This is a genomic window from Streptomyces sp. NPDC001137 (genome assembly GCF_040298885.1).
Classification (GTDB): domain Bacteria; phylum Actinomycetota; class Actinomycetes; order Streptomycetales; family Streptomycetaceae; genus Streptomyces.
Map to the genome: position 1 here is coordinate 76,206 of NZ_JBEPBA010000020.1, position 15,544 is coordinate 91,749.

The 15,544-nt window shown below is 71.4% G+C and carries 15 protein-coding genes; 6 read left to right on the forward strand and 9 right to left on the reverse strand.

The genetic code is table 11. From position 1 onward, the window contains the following. Nucleotides 1-16: 16 nt before the first annotated feature. The 5 genes from ABT254_RS32470 to ABT254_RS32490 all read right to left on the reverse strand — a co-directional run bounded on the left by ABT254_RS32470 (nucleotide 17) and on the right by ABT254_RS32490 (nucleotide 2,908). Complete coding sequence (locus ABT254_RS32470; protein ID WP_351477937.1) at nucleotides 17-331, reverse strand: PIN domain-containing protein; 315 nt, start codon at nucleotides 329-331, stop codon at nucleotides 17-19. Nucleotides 332-450: 119 nt separating this feature from the next. Next, on the reverse strand, nucleotides 451-1,311 hold the full coding sequence (locus tag ABT254_RS32475; protein ID WP_351477940.1) for a GNAT family N-acetyltransferase: 861 nt from the start codon (nucleotides 1,309-1,311) through the stop codon (nucleotides 451-453). Between the two features lie 39 nt (nucleotides 1,312-1,350). Continuing rightward, nucleotides 1,351-1,995 carry a GNAT family N-acetyltransferase gene (locus tag ABT254_RS32480; RefSeq protein ID WP_351477943.1) on the reverse strand — a complete coding sequence of 215 codons (645 nt, stop codon included), beginning with the start codon at nucleotides 1,993-1,995 and terminating at the stop codon, nucleotides 1,351-1,353. 23 nt (nucleotides 1,996-2,018) lie between these two features. Next, on the reverse strand, nucleotides 2,019-2,459 hold the full coding sequence (locus ABT254_RS32485; RefSeq protein WP_351477946.1) for a Zn-ribbon domain-containing OB-fold protein: 441 nt from the start codon (nucleotides 2,457-2,459) through the stop codon (nucleotides 2,019-2,021). Next, entirely contained in the window at nucleotides 2,459-2,908 is a 450-nt protein-coding gene (locus ABT254_RS32490; protein WP_351477949.1) for a DoxX family protein, read from the reverse strand. The genes ABT254_RS32485 and ABT254_RS32490 overlap by 1 nt, the downstream gene beginning before the upstream one ends. 202 nt (nucleotides 2,909-3,110) lie before the next feature. On the opposite strand from ABT254_RS32490, the gene ABT254_RS32495 reads away from it, so the two are divergent. The 5 genes from ABT254_RS32495 (at nucleotide 3,111) to ABT254_RS32515 (ending at nucleotide 9,800) form a co-directional block, all read left to right on the forward strand. Continuing rightward, nucleotides 3,111-4,304 (forward strand): flavin-containing monooxygenase, encoded by a 1,194-nt coding sequence (locus ABT254_RS32495; RefSeq protein WP_351477952.1) that lies wholly within the window; start codon nucleotides 3,111-3,113, stop codon nucleotides 4,302-4,304. A 177-nt stretch (nucleotides 4,305-4,481) separates the two neighbouring features. After that, nucleotides 4,482-5,987, forward strand: a complete 1,506-nt coding sequence (locus ABT254_RS32500; protein WP_351477955.1) for a flavin monoamine oxidase family protein — start codon at nucleotides 4,482-4,484, stop codon at nucleotides 5,985-5,987. A gap of 156 nt (nucleotides 5,988-6,143) precedes the next feature. Next, a complete protein-coding gene (locus ABT254_RS32505; protein ID WP_351477958.1) occupies nucleotides 6,144-8,369 on the forward strand; it encodes an acetate--CoA ligase family protein in 2,226 nt (741 codons plus the stop codon). Then, entirely contained in the window at nucleotides 8,360-9,151 is a 792-nt protein-coding gene (locus ABT254_RS32510; RefSeq protein ID WP_351477961.1) for an enoyl-CoA hydratase/isomerase family protein, read from the forward strand. The genes ABT254_RS32505 and ABT254_RS32510 overlap by 10 nt, the downstream gene beginning before the upstream one ends. Nucleotides 9,152-9,191: 40 nt before the next feature. Continuing rightward, nucleotides 9,192-9,800 carry a flavin reductase family protein gene (locus ABT254_RS32515; protein ID WP_351477964.1) on the forward strand — a complete coding sequence of 203 codons (609 nt, stop codon included), beginning with the start codon at nucleotides 9,192-9,194 and terminating at the stop codon, nucleotides 9,798-9,800. 53 nt (nucleotides 9,801-9,853) lie between these two features. Here the strand turns inward: ABT254_RS32515 and ABT254_RS32520 are convergent, their stop codons facing one another. Continuing rightward, nucleotides 9,854-11,179, reverse strand: coding sequence for an MFS transporter (locus ABT254_RS32520; RefSeq protein WP_450748425.1), 1,326 nt, complete (start codon nucleotides 11,177-11,179; stop codon nucleotides 9,854-9,856). Nucleotides 11,180-11,238: 59 nt separating this feature from the next. On the opposite strand from ABT254_RS32520, the gene ABT254_RS32525 reads away from it, so the two are divergent. Next, nucleotides 11,239-12,303 carry a GlxA family transcriptional regulator gene (locus ABT254_RS32525; RefSeq protein WP_351477970.1) on the forward strand — a complete coding sequence of 355 codons (1,065 nt, stop codon included), beginning with the start codon at nucleotides 11,239-11,241 and terminating at the stop codon, nucleotides 12,301-12,303. On the opposite strand, the gene ABT254_RS32530 is transcribed toward ABT254_RS32525, so the two are convergent. From ABT254_RS32530 to ABT254_RS32540, 3 genes are all read right to left on the reverse strand, one after another. Continuing rightward, a complete protein-coding gene (locus ABT254_RS32530; protein ID WP_351477973.1) occupies nucleotides 12,300-13,349 on the reverse strand; it encodes a Zn-dependent alcohol dehydrogenase in 1,050 nt (349 codons plus the stop codon). The two genes, ABT254_RS32525 and ABT254_RS32530, sit on opposite strands and share 4 nt — an antisense overlap. Beyond that, nucleotides 13,349-14,497, reverse strand: a complete 1,149-nt coding sequence (locus ABT254_RS32535) for an acyl-CoA dehydrogenase family protein (RefSeq protein WP_351477976.1) — start codon at nucleotides 14,495-14,497, stop codon at nucleotides 13,349-13,351. Before ABT254_RS32535 ends, ABT254_RS32530 begins: the two co-directional genes overlap by 1 nt. Nucleotides 14,498-14,609: 112 nt before the next feature. After that, the gene (locus tag ABT254_RS32540; RefSeq protein WP_351477979.1) at nucleotides 14,610-15,521 is read right to left on the reverse strand and encodes an SDR family NAD(P)-dependent oxidoreductase; all 912 of its coding nucleotides are present in this window, start codon (nucleotides 15,519-15,521) and stop codon (nucleotides 14,610-14,612) included. Nucleotides 15,522-15,544 lie beyond the last annotated feature (23 nt).

Here is a 15,544-nt window from a genome sequence, read left to right on the forward strand (position 1 = left end):
GAGCAAGGCGTCCGGGTCAGACGGGGACAATGAGGACCGCGCTCTCAAGCCCCTTGAAGTCCCCGGCATTCCGGGTGAAGAGCGGCAAGCCTCTCGCCGAGGCGATCGCAGCGATCATCAGGTCCATGCGGCGAGGGTCCCTGTTCGCCGCGATGGTCAGCGCCACCAAGGTGCCGTACCTGGCAGCGGCATCCCCGTCGAAGGGCAGCGGCTCGAAGTCGGCGACCGCGGCTCCCAGTTTTTCCATTCGCGCCGCCCGCACCGCGGGATCCTTGGCCATGGCCACCCCCTGCTGCAACTCCGCGAACGTCACGGCGGTCAGTTCCGGCATGAGGGGGAGACTCTGCGGGCTGAGCACATCGAGATCGATGTAGGTGCAGGTGCCCAGGACACCCCCTTGGTGCCGCTCAGCCACGCTTGCGCTCCCATGGATCCTGGCTCGGTCGCGGCTCAGGCCGTGAAGTCGTACGCCGCGAAGTCCGCCACCGGCCGGTACCCGATCCGCTGGTACAGCGCGTTGCTGGTCGGGTTGGCGAGGTCCGTGAACAGCAGCACCTCGTCCGCGCCCGCCGCGAGGGCCGCCCGGCTGACCTCCGCCGTGACCGCCCCGGCGTATCCGCGGCCGCGCAGGTGGGCCGGGGTGTAGACGTGGGCGACCCGGATCTGACCGGCAACCATCGGTGTCACCGCCGCCATGGCCACGGGGGTCCCGTCAGCACCCTCCCAGAACGTCGCCCCGCCGTCGGAGATGCGCAAGTCGGCCCAGCCCTCCGCCCGCTCCGCGCCGCTCTCACCGATGGCGTCCATGAACTCGCCGTACCACCGCACCAGTTGCTCCCGGTCCGCCGCGCCGGCGATCCTCGGCCGCCCCTCCGGTATCGGCTGCGGGACGGTCAGCGTGTCCAGCCGGTACAGCCGTTGCCGCTGCCGCAGCGTCGCCGTCGCCCCGGTGCGGCCCTCCCAGGACTTCGCCAGGGCTTCGACTGTGGAGCGCTCACCCAGGACTCCGGGGACCGTGCGGCCCAGACCGGCCAGGTGGGCGGCGAGGGAGTCGGCCTCTTCGGCGGTGAGGGGCGTGACGTTCAGCGGATAGGGCGGGGTGCGGAAGTAGGCAGCGCGGACCTCGCCCTCCGACTCCAGTACGCCGAAGTAGGGTCGCTCGGCGCCGTAGTACTGCAAGCCGCGCGTCCGCAGTCCCTCGGTCACCGTCAGCGGGACGGTGTGCAGGGCCGGGCGCGAGCGGAGGAAACCCCCGGCGCGCGTCAGGAAGGTGTCCAGGTCGTCGGTGAGGTGCCAGTCATCGGGACGCATGCCCCATGATCCCGCGCACCGCCGCCCGACGCCTTCGAATTACGGCAGCTGTGGCTCCGGGTCCGTGGCGATCCGCCCGTGCAGATGCACGTCCCGGAACGCGTCCCGCCTCTCCGCCTCCCACATCGCGCCGCGCAACGTCCCCTCGTAGCGGAACCCGCACCGCTCGGCGATATGGCACGAGGCCTCATGGCCGAGGGCATGGCCGAGCTCCAGCCGGTGTATCCCCAGGTCGGTCAGCGCCCAGTGGGAGGCCAAGGCCAGAGCGCGGGTGGCGACGCCTTTTCCCCGGGCCTCGGGCAGCACCCAGTACCCGACCCGGGCAACGCTCAGGACGAGGTCGATCGCGTTGACCCCGATGTGCCCCAGCACCGCACCGCTCGCCGCGTCGGTCACGCAGTACGACGCCCCCGAACCGTCCGTCGAGGCCAGCACCTTGCCCCGCAGCGACTCGCGCGCCCCGGCGAGGTCGTCGACCTGCTTGAGCGGTGTGTTCCAGCGCCGGAACTCCGGGTCCGTGAGCCCGCGCAGCCAGGCCTCGACATCGGTGTCCGAGTCCGCGTCCCACAGGCGCAGGCGGATGCCATGACCGTACAGATCGGGAAAGGAGGCGGAGGAGGAAGGGGAGGGCGAAGAACGGGAGGACGAATGCGGGTCTATGTGCTGTGCGTCCACAGAGGTCATCAGCCCATTCAAACCCGTACGCCTCACTCACGCCGCCGGAATACCGGGGTGCCTTCCCTGAACGCCACCTCCAGCTCGGCCCCCGCCCGGAGTTCACCGGCCCCGCACTCCACCAGCTCCGTCATCATCCGCGGCCCCTCCGCCAGGTCGACGACCGCGGCCACGTAGGGCGTCCGCTCCCCGAAGGGCGGCAGGTCGTTCCGGTGGACGACGGACCAGGTGTAGAGCACCGCCCGGCCGCTCGCCCGCTCCCACTGCACGTCCTCGCTCCAGCAGTGGGGACAGAACTCGCGCGGGTAGTGGTGGGCGCGTCCGCACTCCCCGCAGCGGCGGATCAGCAGCCTGCCCTCGGCGGCCGCGTCCCAGTAGGTCCGCGTGAAGGCGTCGGCCTCCGGCACGTCGAACCGTGGACCGCCCCCGCCGGAACCGGTCGCGCCGGGACGACCCGCACCACGTCCGGCCATCAGAACAGCCCCAGCGCGCTGTCCAGCGACCACGTCTGCCACGACATCCCGAACAGCGCGACCACCGACATCAGGGCCATCATCGAGTTCTGCCCCTGCTCGGCCACGTCGTGGATCATGAGGGTGAAGTAGAGGACGTTCAGCAGCAGTGCCCCGAGCAGCGCGACGGGGCTCAGGAACCCGGCGACCAGTCCCAGTCCGATCGCCAGCTCCGCGTACACCACGACGTACGCCATCGTCCGCGGGCGCGGCGCCACCATGACCTCGAAGCCGGACCGGACCGCGTTCCAGCGGTGCTTCGCCGCGATGCCCGCCGCCCACGCGATCCCGGTCCCGCGCTCGAACCAGGCCTTGCGGTCCTTGTGCCGCCAGCTCTCCAGCCACCACAGCCCGAGTCCTATGCGCAGCACGGCCAGCCATTCCGCGCCCGTGAGCCAGATCGCATCCATGAATCTGACGGTACGTCAGATGGCGCGATCCGGGAAGCGTCGTGAACCGCCGGCGAACGGGAGGCCGTACTCGCCGAATGATCACAACCGAGTGGCCTACGTCACCAGTCCCACCCACCCCTCCTGCAGGCGTGATCAATCCGCAACCAATTCCGGGCTTGACCGAGACCCATCAACCCGGCACGTGATTACGCTCGCGCTCATGGCCGACTCCTCTCCGTCCGCAAGCGCACCGGACCGCCGGCGCCCCGTCTACGTCATCGGCGGCGGCCCGGCCGGGCTCTCCGTCGCGTACGCGCTGCGGGCCCGGGGGATACGCGCCGTGGTCCTGGAGAAGTCCGGTCAGGTGGGTGCGGCCTGGAGGCGGCACTACGACCGGCTCCACCTGCACACCACCCGCCGCCTCTCGGCCCTCCCGGGGCTGCCGATACCGCGGCGGTTCGGGCGGTGGGTGGCCCGGGACGACGTGGTGCGGTACCTGGAGAAGTACGCCGAGGTGCACGCACTGGAGATCGTCACCGGCGTCGAGGTCTCCCGCGTCGAACGCGCAGCCGACGGCGAGGGCTGGCTGCTGCACGCCACCGGCGGCCGCGAACTGACCGGCGCCGCGGTCGTCGTCGCCACCGGCTACAACCACACGCCGTACGTCCCCGACTGGGCCGGCCTGGACACCTACACCGGCGAGTTCCTGCACGCCGGTGAGTACCGCAGCCCCGCGCCGTACGCCGGCCGTGACGTCCTCGTCGTCGGCGTCGGCAACACCGGCGCCGAGATCGCCGTGGACCTGGTGGAGGGCGGCGCCTCACGGGTGCGGCTGTCGGTGCGGACGGCCCCGCACATCGTGCGGCGCTCGACCGCCGGATGGGCCGCCCAGTACACGGGCGTGCTGGTACGGCGGCTGCCGACCGGGCTCGTCGACCGGCTCGCGCGGCCGATGGCGAAGCTGAGCGTCCCCGACCTCTCCGCGCAGGGGCTGCCCCGCCCCGACACCGGGCTGTACAGCCGGGTCAAGGAGGGCGCCATCCCGGTGCAGGACGTCGGTCTCATCGACGCCGTCCGCAAGGGGCGGGTCGAGGTCGTCGCCGCCGTCGACGGCTTCGAGGACGGCAAGGTCGCCCTCGCCGACGGCACCCGCCTCTCCCCGGAGGCCGTCGTCGCCGCCACCGGATACGTCCGCGCCCTGGAAGGCCTGGTCGGCCATCTCGACGTGCTCGACGCGCGGGGCAGACCCGTGGCGCACGGCGCCCGCGCCCCGCAGCACGCCCCCGGCCTGTACTTCACCGGCTTCACCACCCCCATCAGCGGCACGCTCCGCGAGGTGGCGATGGACTCCGAGAAGATCGCGAGGACCATCGTGAAGAACGGCGGGGACGCGCTGTCCCGTCTGCCCGGATGACGTAGAAGCCCGCAACCCCTTCCAAAGGCCTCAACTCCCTTCCCAGGAACTCTTGTTACGTCTGAGTCAGATGTGACGGGAGCGTTGAAGCGTGCCGCCGTGCGGGGCCAGAATGTGAACGCTGCTCACTTTCTGGCTCCACACTCTCCCCACACTCTCTCCATACGGAGGACGCACGTGGCACGCGAAAGACAGCACCACCCGCAAGCTCTCTCCCGACGCTCCCTGCTCGGCGGCGCCGCCGCCGCTGCCGGAGCCGTCACCCTCACCACCACCGCCGCCGGTACGGCGTCCGCCGCGACCACGCGGGACGTGGACGTCGCCGTCGTCGGCGGCGGTCTCGCCGGCCTCACCGCGGCCCGCGACCTGGTGGCCGGCGGCAAGACGGTCGCCGTCCTGGAGGCCCGCGACCGCGTGGGCGGCCGGGTCGTCAACCTGTCGCTGGCGAACGGCGGTTCCACCGAGGGCGGCGGCGAGTTCATCGGCCCCACCCAGGACCGCATCAAGGCCCTCGCCGACTCCCTGGGCGTGGCGACCTTCACCACCTACAACACCGGCAAGAACCTTCTCTACAAGGACGGCACCCGGACCCCGTACGCCACCGACGGCATCCTCGGGTCCGTCCCGCCCGTCGACGCGGCCGGGCTCGCCAACGCCGCGATCGTGCAGGCCTCACTGGACGACATGGCCAAGAAGGTCCCGGTCGACGCGCCCTGGACGGCCGCGAAGGCCGCCGAGTGGGACAAGCAGACCTTCGAGAGCTGGCTGAACGCCAACGCGGTCATCCCGTCCGCCAAGTTCCTGCTGGACGTGGCCTGCACCTCGATCTTCTCGGCCCAGCCCCGGGAACTCTCCCTCCTCTTCGTGCTCTTCTACATCGCCGCCGCCGGCAACGAGTCCAGTGCCGGCACCCTGGAACGCCTCACCGACACCGCGAACGGCGCCCAGGAGTCCCGCTTCGTCGGCGGCTCCCAGCAGGTGCCGATCAAGCTGGCCGCCACGCTCGGCGACCGGGTGGTGCTGAGCGCGCCGGTGCGCTCGGTCGTGCAGTCGGGCGGCAAGTACGTGGTGACCGCGGACGGGGTGACGGTGACGGCGAAGAAGGTCGTCGTCGCCGTACCGCCGCCGCTGGCCGCGCGCATCACCTTCGACCCCCTGCTCCCTGCCTCGCGCGACCAGCTAAGCCAGCGGCTGCCGATGGGCTCGATCGGCAAGGCGATCGCCGTCTACGACACCCCCTTCTGGCGGGCCGACGGCCTCAACGGCCAGGTCGTCAGCGACTCCGGCGTGGTCCGCTCGACCTTCGACAACTCACCGCCCGACGCGTCCTACGGCGCTCTGATGGGCTTCATCGAGGCCGACGAGATGCGGGCGTACGACGGGTCGAGCGTCGCCGAGGTCAAGGCCGCCGTGCTCAAGGACTACGTCAACTACTTCGGCGACAAGGCCAAGTCCCCCACCTCTTTCGTACTTCAGCGCTGGGACAACGAGGGCTTCTCCCGCGGCGGACCGGTCGCCTACGCCCCGCCCGGCGTCCTGACCGCGTACGGGGCCGCCCTGCGCAAGCCGGTCGGCGGCATCCACTGGGCGGGCACCGAGACCTCCACCTACTGGAACGGGTACATGGACGGGGCCGTGCGGTCGGGGGAACGGGTGGCCAAGGAGGTCCTCGCGGAGCTGTGAGGAGCCCCGCCGGGAAGGACCGGCTTCCCCTTCGGCCTTGAGTGCCCGTTCAACTTTGCGTGCACGCCCGTTCCTGACATGGCGTCAGTTCAGTAATCTGACAGAGCGTCAGTTATTGGCGCTCTCATGAGCTGTCTCAGAGGAGCGGGCGGACCGATGCTTGGATCAACCCACGGCACCCTCACCACCGACTCCCGCCGGGCCCGGGTCATCGCCTGTGGCGAGCAACCCGGGCCCGCCGTCCACGGCAGGCCCGCGGAAGTCGACGACCTCGACGTCAGCGGCCTGCCCCTGTACGCCGACGTACCCGATCTGGACCGGTTCTTCCGGCCCGAGACCGTCGCCGTGATCGGCGCCTCGGACACCGAGGGGCGTCCCAACACCGGTATCACCCAGCAGCTGGTGGCCTGGGCCGGACGGGTCGGGGCACGGCTGCACCCCGTCCACCCGAGCCGCCCGTCCGTCTTCGGCATACCCTGCTCCCCTTCCGTCGCCGACCTGCCCGAGCAGGTCGATCTCGCCGTACTGCTGATCGCCGATCCCCTTCCGGTGCTCGAGGAGCTGGCCGAGGCCAAGGTGAAGTTCGCGGTCGTCTTCGCCTCCGGGTTCGCGGAGACCGGCGCGGAGGGCGCGGCCGCGCAGGAGCGTCTGGCGGGGGCCGTACGGCGCTCCGGGATGCGGCTGCTCGGCCCCAACACCAACCTCAACGCCTTCGAGCGGTTCCGGGACGACCTCGACGGACCGGCCATCGCGCTCATCACCCAGTCCGGCCACCAGGGCCGGCCCGTCTTCTCCCTCCAGGACCTGGGCATCCGGCTCTCCCACTGGGCGCCCACCGGCAACGAGGCCGACCTCGAGACCGCCGACTTCATCTCCTACTTCGCCGAGCAGCCCGAGGTCGGTGCCATCGCCTGCTACGTCGAGGGGCTGAAGGACGGCCGGGCCTTCCTGCTCGCCGCCGACCGGGCGGCCCGGCGCGGGGTGCCGGTCGTCGCCGTCAAGGTGGGCCGCACCGAGACGGGCGCCCGCACGGCCGCCTCCCACACCGGCAAGCTGACCGGCGCGGACACGGTGGTGGACGCGGCGATGCGGCAGTTCGGCGTGATCCGGGTGGACGGGCTCGACGAACTCCAGGACACCGCGGCCCTGTTGGCGCGCGCCCGGCCGCCGCGCGCGGAGGGAGTCGTCGTGTATTCGATCTCGGGCGGCACGGGCGCGCACTTCGCCGACCTGGCGACCGAGGCGGGGCTGCGGCTGCCGGTTCTCTCCCAGGCCAAGCAGGCCGAGCTGCACCAGTGGATACCGGACTATCTGAGCGTGGCCAACCCGGTCGACAACGGCGGGCATCCGGTCGGCGACTGGCGTGGCCGGAAGATCATCGACGCGATCCTGGAGGACCCCTCCGTCGGCGTCCTGATCTGCCCGATCACCGGCCCCTTCCCTCCCCTCAGCGACAGGCTGGTCCAGGATCTGGTGGACGCGGCCGAGCGGACGGACAAGCTGGTCTGCGTGGTCTGGGGGTCCCCGGTCGGCACCGAACCGGCCTACCGCGACGTCCTGTTGGGCTCCTCGCGGGTGGCCACCTTCCGCACCGTCGCGAACTGCATCACCGCGGTCCGCGCCTACCTCGACCACCACCGCTTCACCACCGGCTACCGCTCCCCCTTCGACGAGGCCCCCCGCGCCACCTCGCCCTCCTTCCGCAAGGCGCAGGCGCTGATGCGCCCGGGCAAGCAGCTCAGCGAGCACGCGGCGAAGCAGCTGCTGCGGGCGTACGGGATCCGCGTACCGCGCGAGCAGCTGGTGACCAGCGCGGCAGCGGCCGTACGCGCGGCGGGCCTGGTGGGCTACCCGGTGGTGATGAAGGCGTCCGGCGCGCAGATCGCCCACAAGACCGAACTGGGGCTGGTCAAGGTCGGGCTGACCTCCGCCAGCCAGGTCCGGGACGCCTACCGGGAGTTGACCGACATCGCGCGCTACGAGGGCGTGTCCCTGGACGGCGTCCTGGTGTGCCAGATGGTCGAGCGGGGCGTGGAGATGGTCGTCGGCGTCACGCACGACGAGCTGTTCGGCCCGACCGTGACCGTCGGGCTCGGCGGGGTGCTGGTCGAGGTGCTGCACGACGTCGCCGTACGCGTGCCACCCTTCGGTGAGGAGCAGGCCCGGGACATGCTCTGCGACCTGCGCGGGAGGGCTCTGCTCGACGGGGTCCGTGGGCGTCCCCCGGCCGACCTCGACGCGCTCGTCGAAGTCGTCCTGCGGGTGCAGCGCATGGCGCTGGAACTCGGGCACGAGCTCGCGGAGCTCGACATCAACCCGCTGATGGTGCTGCCCGCGGGGCAGGGAGCCGTGGCGCTGGACGCGCTGGCGGTGTGCCGGTGACCGAGATCCTGCAGACGACGGACGGCCAGGTCCGCCACCTCACCCTCAACCGGCCGGAGGCCCTCAACGCCCTCACCCCCGGTCAACGCGACCGGATCATCGACCTGCTGGCCGAGGCCTCGGCGGATCCGGACGTACGGGCGGTGGTCCTCACAGGCACGGGCCGGGGCTTCTGCGCCGGGGCGGACCTCCGCGGAGCCGGCGCCGGCGGGGAGCGGATCCCCGGGGACGTGGCCCGCGTCCTGCGGCTGGGCGCCCAGCGTCTGATCGCCGCCGTCCTGGACTGCGAGAAGCCGGTGATCGCGGCGGTGAACGGCACGGCGGCCGGCCTCGGCGCCCATCTCGCGCTCGCCTGCGACCTCCTACTGGCCGCGGAGTCTGCCAGGTTCATCGAGGTGTTCGTACGGCGGGGACTGGTCCCGGACGGCGGCGGGGCGTATCTCCTGCCCCGTCTGATCGGCCCGCAGCGCGCCAAGGAGCTGATGTTCTTCGGCGACGCACTGTCCGCGACCGAGGCCGAACGCCTGGGTCTGGTCAACCGGGTCGTCCCGGACGCCGAGCTGGACAAGACGGCCCGTGAATGGGCGGCCCGCCTGGCCGCGGGTCCGACCCGCGCCCTCGCCCTGACCAAACAGCTGGTCAACGCCTCCCTGGACGCCGACCGGGCGACGGCCTTCGCCGCCGAGGCGGCCGCACAGGAGATCAACATGACGACCGGGGACGCGCAGGAAGGCGTACGGAGCTTCGTGGAGCGCAGAAGCCCCGAGTTCAAGGGCCGCTGACCTTCCCATCTGACGAACCGTCAGCTTCAATGGAGGGGTGATGGGACACGCAGGGGCGGCCGCGGCCGCCGTCCGCTACCTCAGGTCGGCCGGGACCCCGGCCCCCGTAGAAGCGCTGCCGCGCCCGGAGCTGCGCTGCGTCGGCGCGGACGAACGGGCGCCGGTCGACCCGACCGAGTTCCGCCGCGTCCTCGGCACCTTCGCGACGGGCGTCACCGTCGTCACCGCCCCCGCCACCGACGGCGAGTCCACTCCCGCCGGCTTCGCCTGCCAGTCCTTCTCGTCCCTCTCCCTCGACCCGCCGCTGGTCGCCTTCATGGTCGGCCGTACGTCGACGACCTGGCCGCGCATCGCCCGCACGGGCGTCTTCTGCGTCAACGTGCTGGGCGCCCACCAGGGCGATCTGTGCCGCGCCTTCGCGGTGAGCGGCGCGGACAAGTTCACGGGGGTCGCATACGACGCGGCACCGGTCTCGGGCTCACCGCGGCTTACGGGCGCAGCCGCCTGGATCGACTGCACGATCCACGCCGTGCATACCGGGGGCGACCACCTGATCGTCGTGGGCCGCGTCGAGGCCCTCGGCACCGGAGCCGCCTCCGACGAACCTCTGATCTTCCATCGGGGGCGGTTCGGGCGACTGGAGGGGTGAGGGGTCGACCACCGGCTTCGAACCCCTCGACCGCGCGAGCCGAGGCACGGCGCTCAGGCTGCCGCCGGCACCGGAACCGCCGGCCTGCGCCGGATGACCAACGCCATCAGGGCCGCCATCGCGCACAGTGCCCCGGACGCGTACCAGACCATGTCGTACGAGCCGAAGACGTCCCGCGCGACGCCCCCGAGGAAGGCCACGAGTGCGGCGCCGACCTGGTGGGAGGCGAGGACCCAGCCGAAGACGATGGCACTGTCGTCGCCGTACTGCTCCCGGCACAGGGCGACGGTCGGCGGGACGGTGGCGACCCAGTCGAGGCCGTAGAAGACGATGAAGAACAGCATCGGGGGGTGGACCGACGGGGCCAGGAGCATCGGCAGGAAGAGCAGGCTGATGCCGCGCAGGGCGTAGTAGACCGCCAGCAGTCGGCGCGGTTCGAAGCGGTCGGTGAACCAGCCGGAGGCGATCGTGCCGACCACGTCGAACACGCCGATGACCGCGAGCAGCGAGGCCGCCGCCGTGACGGGCATGCCGTGGTCGTGGGCGGCGGGCACGAAGTGGGTCTGGATGAGCCCGTTGGTGGAGGCGCCGCAGATCGCGAAGGTGCCGGCCAGCAGCCAGAAGGTGCCGGTGCGGGACGCCGAGAACAGCACTCTCACGGCTCGGCGGGCGGCCCCGACCGCGGGCTCTGGCTTCGGCACGAACTCCGTGGCGCCGTACGGCTTCAGGCCCACGTCCGCCGGGTGGTCGCGCAGCAGCAGCCAGACGAAGGGGACGACCGCGAGGGCGGCGAGGGCCACCGTGACTGCCGCCGGGCGCCAGTCGTGCTTCTCGACGATCCAGGACAGCAGCGGCAGGAAGATCAGCTGGCCGGAGGCCGAGGCCGCGGTGAGGATGCCGGTGACCAGGCCGCGGCGCTCGGTGAACCAGCGGTTGGTCACGGTCGCGGCGAAGGCCAGCGCCATCGAGCCGGACCCCAGACCGACCAGCAGACCCCAGCACAGCAGCAGCTGCCAGGCGGCCGTCATCCACACCGTCAGGCCCGAGCCGAGTGCGATCACGGTCAATGCGACGGCCACGACCTTGCGGATGCCGAAGCGGTCCATCAGCGCCGCCGCGAACGGGGCGGTGAGGCCGTACAGCGCGAGGTTGACGGAGACCGCGGCCCCGATCGTGCCGCGCGACCAGCCGAAATCCTGGTGCAGCGGGTCGATGAGCAGGCCGGGAAGTGAGCGGAAGGCGGCCGCGCCGATGATCGTCACGAAGGTGACGGCGGCGACGAACCACGCCCGGTGGACACGGATGCGGGGGGATCGCCCGGGCTCGGGGGCCGTTTCGACTGCTGCTGGTTCGGTTGTCTGGGTCACGACATAGAGCATCCAGGCCGGAACCGGGCGCAGCCACTGGCCCGAAGGACAGCATTCGCTAGGATCGGGCCATGAGCAGTGAGCCGGCTGACCCGGAGTTCCGCCCGCACCGCGTGGTCGTCCTCGCCCTGGACGGCCTGCTCCCCTTCGAGCTGGGCATCCCGCACCGCATCTTCGGGCGTCCCAAGGACGCCCGGGGACGGCATCTGTACGAGGTCGTGACCTGCTCGATCCGGCCACCGGGCCCGGTCGAGACCGACGCGGACTTCGCCATCCAGATCGAGAACGGCCCGGAGGCCCTGGCCACCGCCGACACGGTCATCGTCCCGGCGTCGTACGAGCTCGGCCCGGTCTTCGAGGAGGGCGTCCTCACCGAGGAGCTGGCCGCGGCCCTCGCCCACATCCGCCCCGGCACCCGGCTCGCCTCCATCTGCACCGGTGTGTTCGTGCTCGCCGCGGCCGGCTACCTCGACGGCCGCCCCGCCACCACGCACTGGGCGGAGACCGACCAGCTGCAACGCCTCTTCCCGAAGATCGAGGTGGATCCGAACGTGCTGTTCATCGACGACGGCGACATCCTGACCTCGGCCGGCGTCGCGGCCGGCATCGACCTGTGCCTGCACATGGTGCGCCGCGACCACGGCACCGCCGTCGCCAACGAGATCGCCCGCCGCACCGTCGTCCCCCCGCACCGCGACGGCGGCCAGGCGCAGTACATCCAACGCCCGCTCCCCGAGCCCCAGTTGGCGACCACGAGGGGCGCCCGCGCCTGGGCCCTGGGCCGGCTGCACGAGCCGATCCAGCTCCGCGACATGGCCGCGCAGGAGTCCATGTCGGTACGCACCTTCACCCGCCGCTTCCGCGAGGAGGTCGGCGTCAGCCCCGGCCAGTGGCTCACCCAGCAGCGCGTGGAGCGCGCCCGATACCTGCTGGAGTCGACGGACCTGTCCGTCGACCAGGTGGCCCAGGAGGCGGGCTTCGGTACGGCACAGTCGATGCGACAGCACCTGCAGACGGTCCTCGGCGTCACGCCCACCGCGTATCGCCGTACTTTCCGTGCCGGGGCGCTGACCGGCGAGAAGGTGAGCAGCCAGAACCCGGAGGTGAGCCCCCAGAGGCAGAAGGTGAGCAGCTAGAAGGTGAGCACTCCCCTGGCCACCCGCCCCGCCTCCGCATCCGCCTTCGCCTTCTCGAAGTCCTCGATCGGGTAGGTCTCGGTCACCAGCTCGTCCAGCAGCAGCCGTCCTTCGCGGTACAGGTCGGCGTAGAGCGCGATGTCCCGCTGGGGCCGCGAAGAGCCGTACCGGCAGCCCAGGATGGACTTGTCGAGGTACATGGAGGAGACGCGGAAGGAGGCCTCCGCGGTCGCCGCGGGCACGCCCAGCAGCACCGCCTGGCCATGCCGGTCGAGCAGGTCGATGGCCTGCCGGATCAGTTCCACCCGCCCGACGCACTCGAAGGCGTGGTCGGCGCCCGTGGGCAGGATCTCCTTCACGCCGTCCGTCGACGTCAGGAAGTGCGTCGCCCCGAACTGCCGGGCCACCGCCTCCTTCGCCGGGTTCGCGTCGACGGCGACGATTCGCGGGGCACCCGCGATCCGCGCGCCCTGGATGACGTTGAGCCCGATGCCGCCGGTGCCGATGACCAGGACGCTGTCCCCGCGGTCCACTCTCGCCCGGTTGAGCACGGCGCCCACCCCGGTCAGCACCCCGCACCCGATCAGCGCGGCGGCCGGCAGGGGAATGTCCTCGGGAATCCGGACCGCCTGCACCGCCTTCACCACGGTCCGCTCCGCGAACGCCGAGTTGGAGGCGAACTGGTACACCGGCCGGCCGCCCTGCACGAACGGCTGCCCGGGACGCCCGATCGCCTGCCGGCACATCGTCGGCCGCCCCCGGTCGCACTCCGCGCACGTACCGCAGTTGGCCAGCGTGGACAGTGCGACATGATCACCCACCCGCACATGCGTGACCCCGGCGCCGACGGCCTCCACCACCCCCGCCCCTTCATGCCCGAGCACCACGGGAACGGGGAACGGTATGGTCCCGTCCACCACGGACAGATCGCTGTGGCACAACCCGGCTGCCGAGATGGCGACCTGCACCTCCCCCGGCCCCGGGTCCCGCACCTCCAGGTCGTCCACGACCTCGAGCCGCTTGCCGTCGAACACCACACCGCGCATCAGAAGACCCCCTTGGGCTCCCTGGGCAGGCCGAGCACCCGCTCGGCGATGATCGTGCGCTGGACCTGGTCCGAACCGCCGTAGATCGTGTCGGCCCGGGAGAACAGGAACAGCTGCTGCAACGAGTCGAGCTCGTACGGCGCCGTCGGCGACCAGTCCACCGGCCCGACCCCCGCCACGGCCCCGCGCACCAGCATCGCCAGCTCCCCGAGCCGCTGATGCCAGCCGCCCCACAACAGCTTGGCCACGCTGGACGCCCCGGCGTCTTGGGAACCCCCCAGCGTCCGCAGGGCGTTCCACCGCATGGTCCGCAGCTCGGCCCACTGCCGCACCAACCGTTCCCGTACGACGGGATCGGCGGCCGCCCCCGTCTCCACGGCGGCCCGCACCACCCGCCCCAACTCCTCGGCGAACCCGATCTGCTGGGCCAGCGTGGAAACCCCCCGCTCGAACCCGAGCAGACTCATCGCGACCTTCCACCCGCCCCCTTCGTCCCCGACGACGTGCTCCACGCGCGCGCGTGCCCCGTCGAAGAAGACCTCGTTGAAGTCGCTGGTCCCGGTCAGCTGCCGAATGGGCCGCACCTCGATCCGCCCCGGCTGGTCCATGGGGACGAGGAGAAACGTCAGCCCATGGTGCCGACGGGACCCGGGTTCGGTCCGGGCCAGCACAAAGCACCAGTCGGCCTCGTGCGCCAGCGAGGTCCAGATCTTCTGCCCGGTGATCCGATAGCCCGCCCCCTCACGTACGGCCGCCGTCCGAACCCCGGCCAGATCGGACCCGGCACCGGGTTCGCTGTACCCCTGACACCACAGCTCGTCACCGGCGGCGATCGCCGGAAGAAACCGGCTCTTCTGATCCGCCGTTCCGTGCGCGAGCAGGGTGGGCGCCAGCAGCTTCTCCCCGATGTGCCCCGACCGCGGCGGCGCCCCCGACCGCGCGTACTCCTCGGCCCAGACAACTTGTTGGGTGAGCGTGGCAGTCCGATTGCCGTACCCGCCTTCCGACCACCCGAGCCCGATCCAGCCCGCCTTGCCGAGGGTGCGTTCCCAGATGCGACGATCCTGCCCGACCTCGACGTGCTCGCAGAGCCACGCTCGCGCTCCTGCCCGGAACTCCTCGTCCTCAGCACCGAATCCAAAGTCCACCGGGTCTCCTCTCAACGCCGGTCACAGCAACGGCCTTTAAGGGGCGCGGGGAACTGCGCGACCAGCCACAACGAGCCCGCACTCGCCAAACAAACCGCACGCCCCGAGGCGATTAGGCGTTCGGCCGATCACCCCTGGCAGCGGCCTTCTCCATCGCCGCCAACCGCTCAAGCATCGGCATCGGATCCACCCCCACCGCCCCCGGCAAAACCTCCGCAACCCGCTCAGGCGTCCAAGCCCCCTCGGCAAAAGCAGAACGAAGCTCCCGCGGCTGCGCCCAAACCGCCAGCTTCGGCCCCGCGATGGTGTACACCTGCCCGGTGATGCCCTGCTCCTTCGCCCGGTCGGACAGCAGATACACCACCAGGGCGGCCACATCCTCCGGCTCCCCGATCTCCGTCAGCTCCATGGGAACGTTCGCCGACATCCGCGTACGGGCCACGGGCGCCACCGCATTGGCACTCACCCCGTACTTGTGCAGGCCCAGCGCAGCGCTCCGCACCAGCGAGATGATCCCGCCCTTCGCGGCGCTGTAATTGGCCTGCGAGACCGACCCCTGATGGTTCCCGCTGGTGAACCCGATCAAGGTCCCCGCCCGCTGCTGCCGCATCACCGCGGAAGCCGCCCGAAACACGGTGAACGTGCCCTTCAAGTGAGTGGCGACCACCGGGTCCCACTCCTCCTCGGACATGTTGAACAGCATCCGCTCACGCAGGATCCCGGCGACGCACACCACACCGTCGAGCCGCCCGTACGACGAGAGAGCGACGTCGACCACCCGCTGACCGCCGGCCATCGTGGACACGTCGTCGGCCACCGCGACGGCCTCTCCACCCGCCGCCTCGACCTCCTTGACGACGCTCTCGGCGACCTCGCTGGTGGGCGAGGCCCCGTCGACGGCGACCCCGTAGTCGTTGACGACGACCTTCGCCCCCTCGGCCGCCGCGGCCAGCGCCACCGCACGGCCGATGCCCCGTCCGGCGCCCGTCACGGCGACGACCTTGCCTGCCAAGAAGTTCCCCACGTCCGGCCCCTTCCCGCGGTTTC

Bases quoted from the DNA above. Each gene is read 5' to 3' on its own strand.
- ABT254_RS32470 (WP_351477937.1), bottom strand. From the start codon at position 331: ATGCCGGAACTGACCGCCGTGACGTTCGCGGAGTTGCAGCAGGGGGTG.
- ABT254_RS32475 (WP_351477940.1), bottom strand. From the start codon at position 1,311: ATGCGTCCCGATGACTGGCACCTCACCGACGACCTGGACACCTTCCTG.
- ABT254_RS32480 (WP_351477943.1), bottom strand. From the start codon at position 1,995: ATGACCTCTGTGGACGCACAGCACATAGACCCGCATTCGTCCTCCCGT.
- ABT254_RS32485 (WP_351477946.1), bottom strand. From the start codon at position 2,459: ATGGCCGGACGTGGTGCGGGTCGTCCCGGCGCGACCGGTTCCGGCGGG.
- ABT254_RS32490 (WP_351477949.1), bottom strand. From the start codon at position 2,908: ATGGATGCGATCTGGCTCACGGGCGCGGAATGGCTGGCCGTGCTGCGC.
- ABT254_RS32495 (WP_351477952.1), top strand. From the start codon at position 3,111: ATGGCCGACTCCTCTCCGTCCGCAAGCGCACCGGACCGCCGGCGCCCC.
- ABT254_RS32505 (WP_351477958.1), top strand. From the start codon at position 6,144: ATGCTTGGATCAACCCACGGCACCCTCACCACCGACTCCCGCCGGGCC.
- ABT254_RS32515 (WP_351477964.1), top strand. From the start codon at position 9,192: ATGGGACACGCAGGGGCGGCCGCGGCCGCCGTCCGCTACCTCAGGTCG.
- ABT254_RS32520 (WP_450748425.1), bottom strand. From the start codon at position 11,179: ATGCTCTATGTCGTGACCCAGACAACCGAACCAGCAGCAGTCGAAACG.
- ABT254_RS32525 (WP_351477970.1), top strand. From the start codon at position 11,239: ATGAGCAGTGAGCCGGCTGACCCGGAGTTCCGCCCGCACCGCGTGGTC.
- ABT254_RS32530 (WP_351477973.1), bottom strand. From the start codon at position 13,349: ATGCGCGGTGTGGTGTTCGACGGCAAGCGGCTCGAGGTCGTGGACGAC.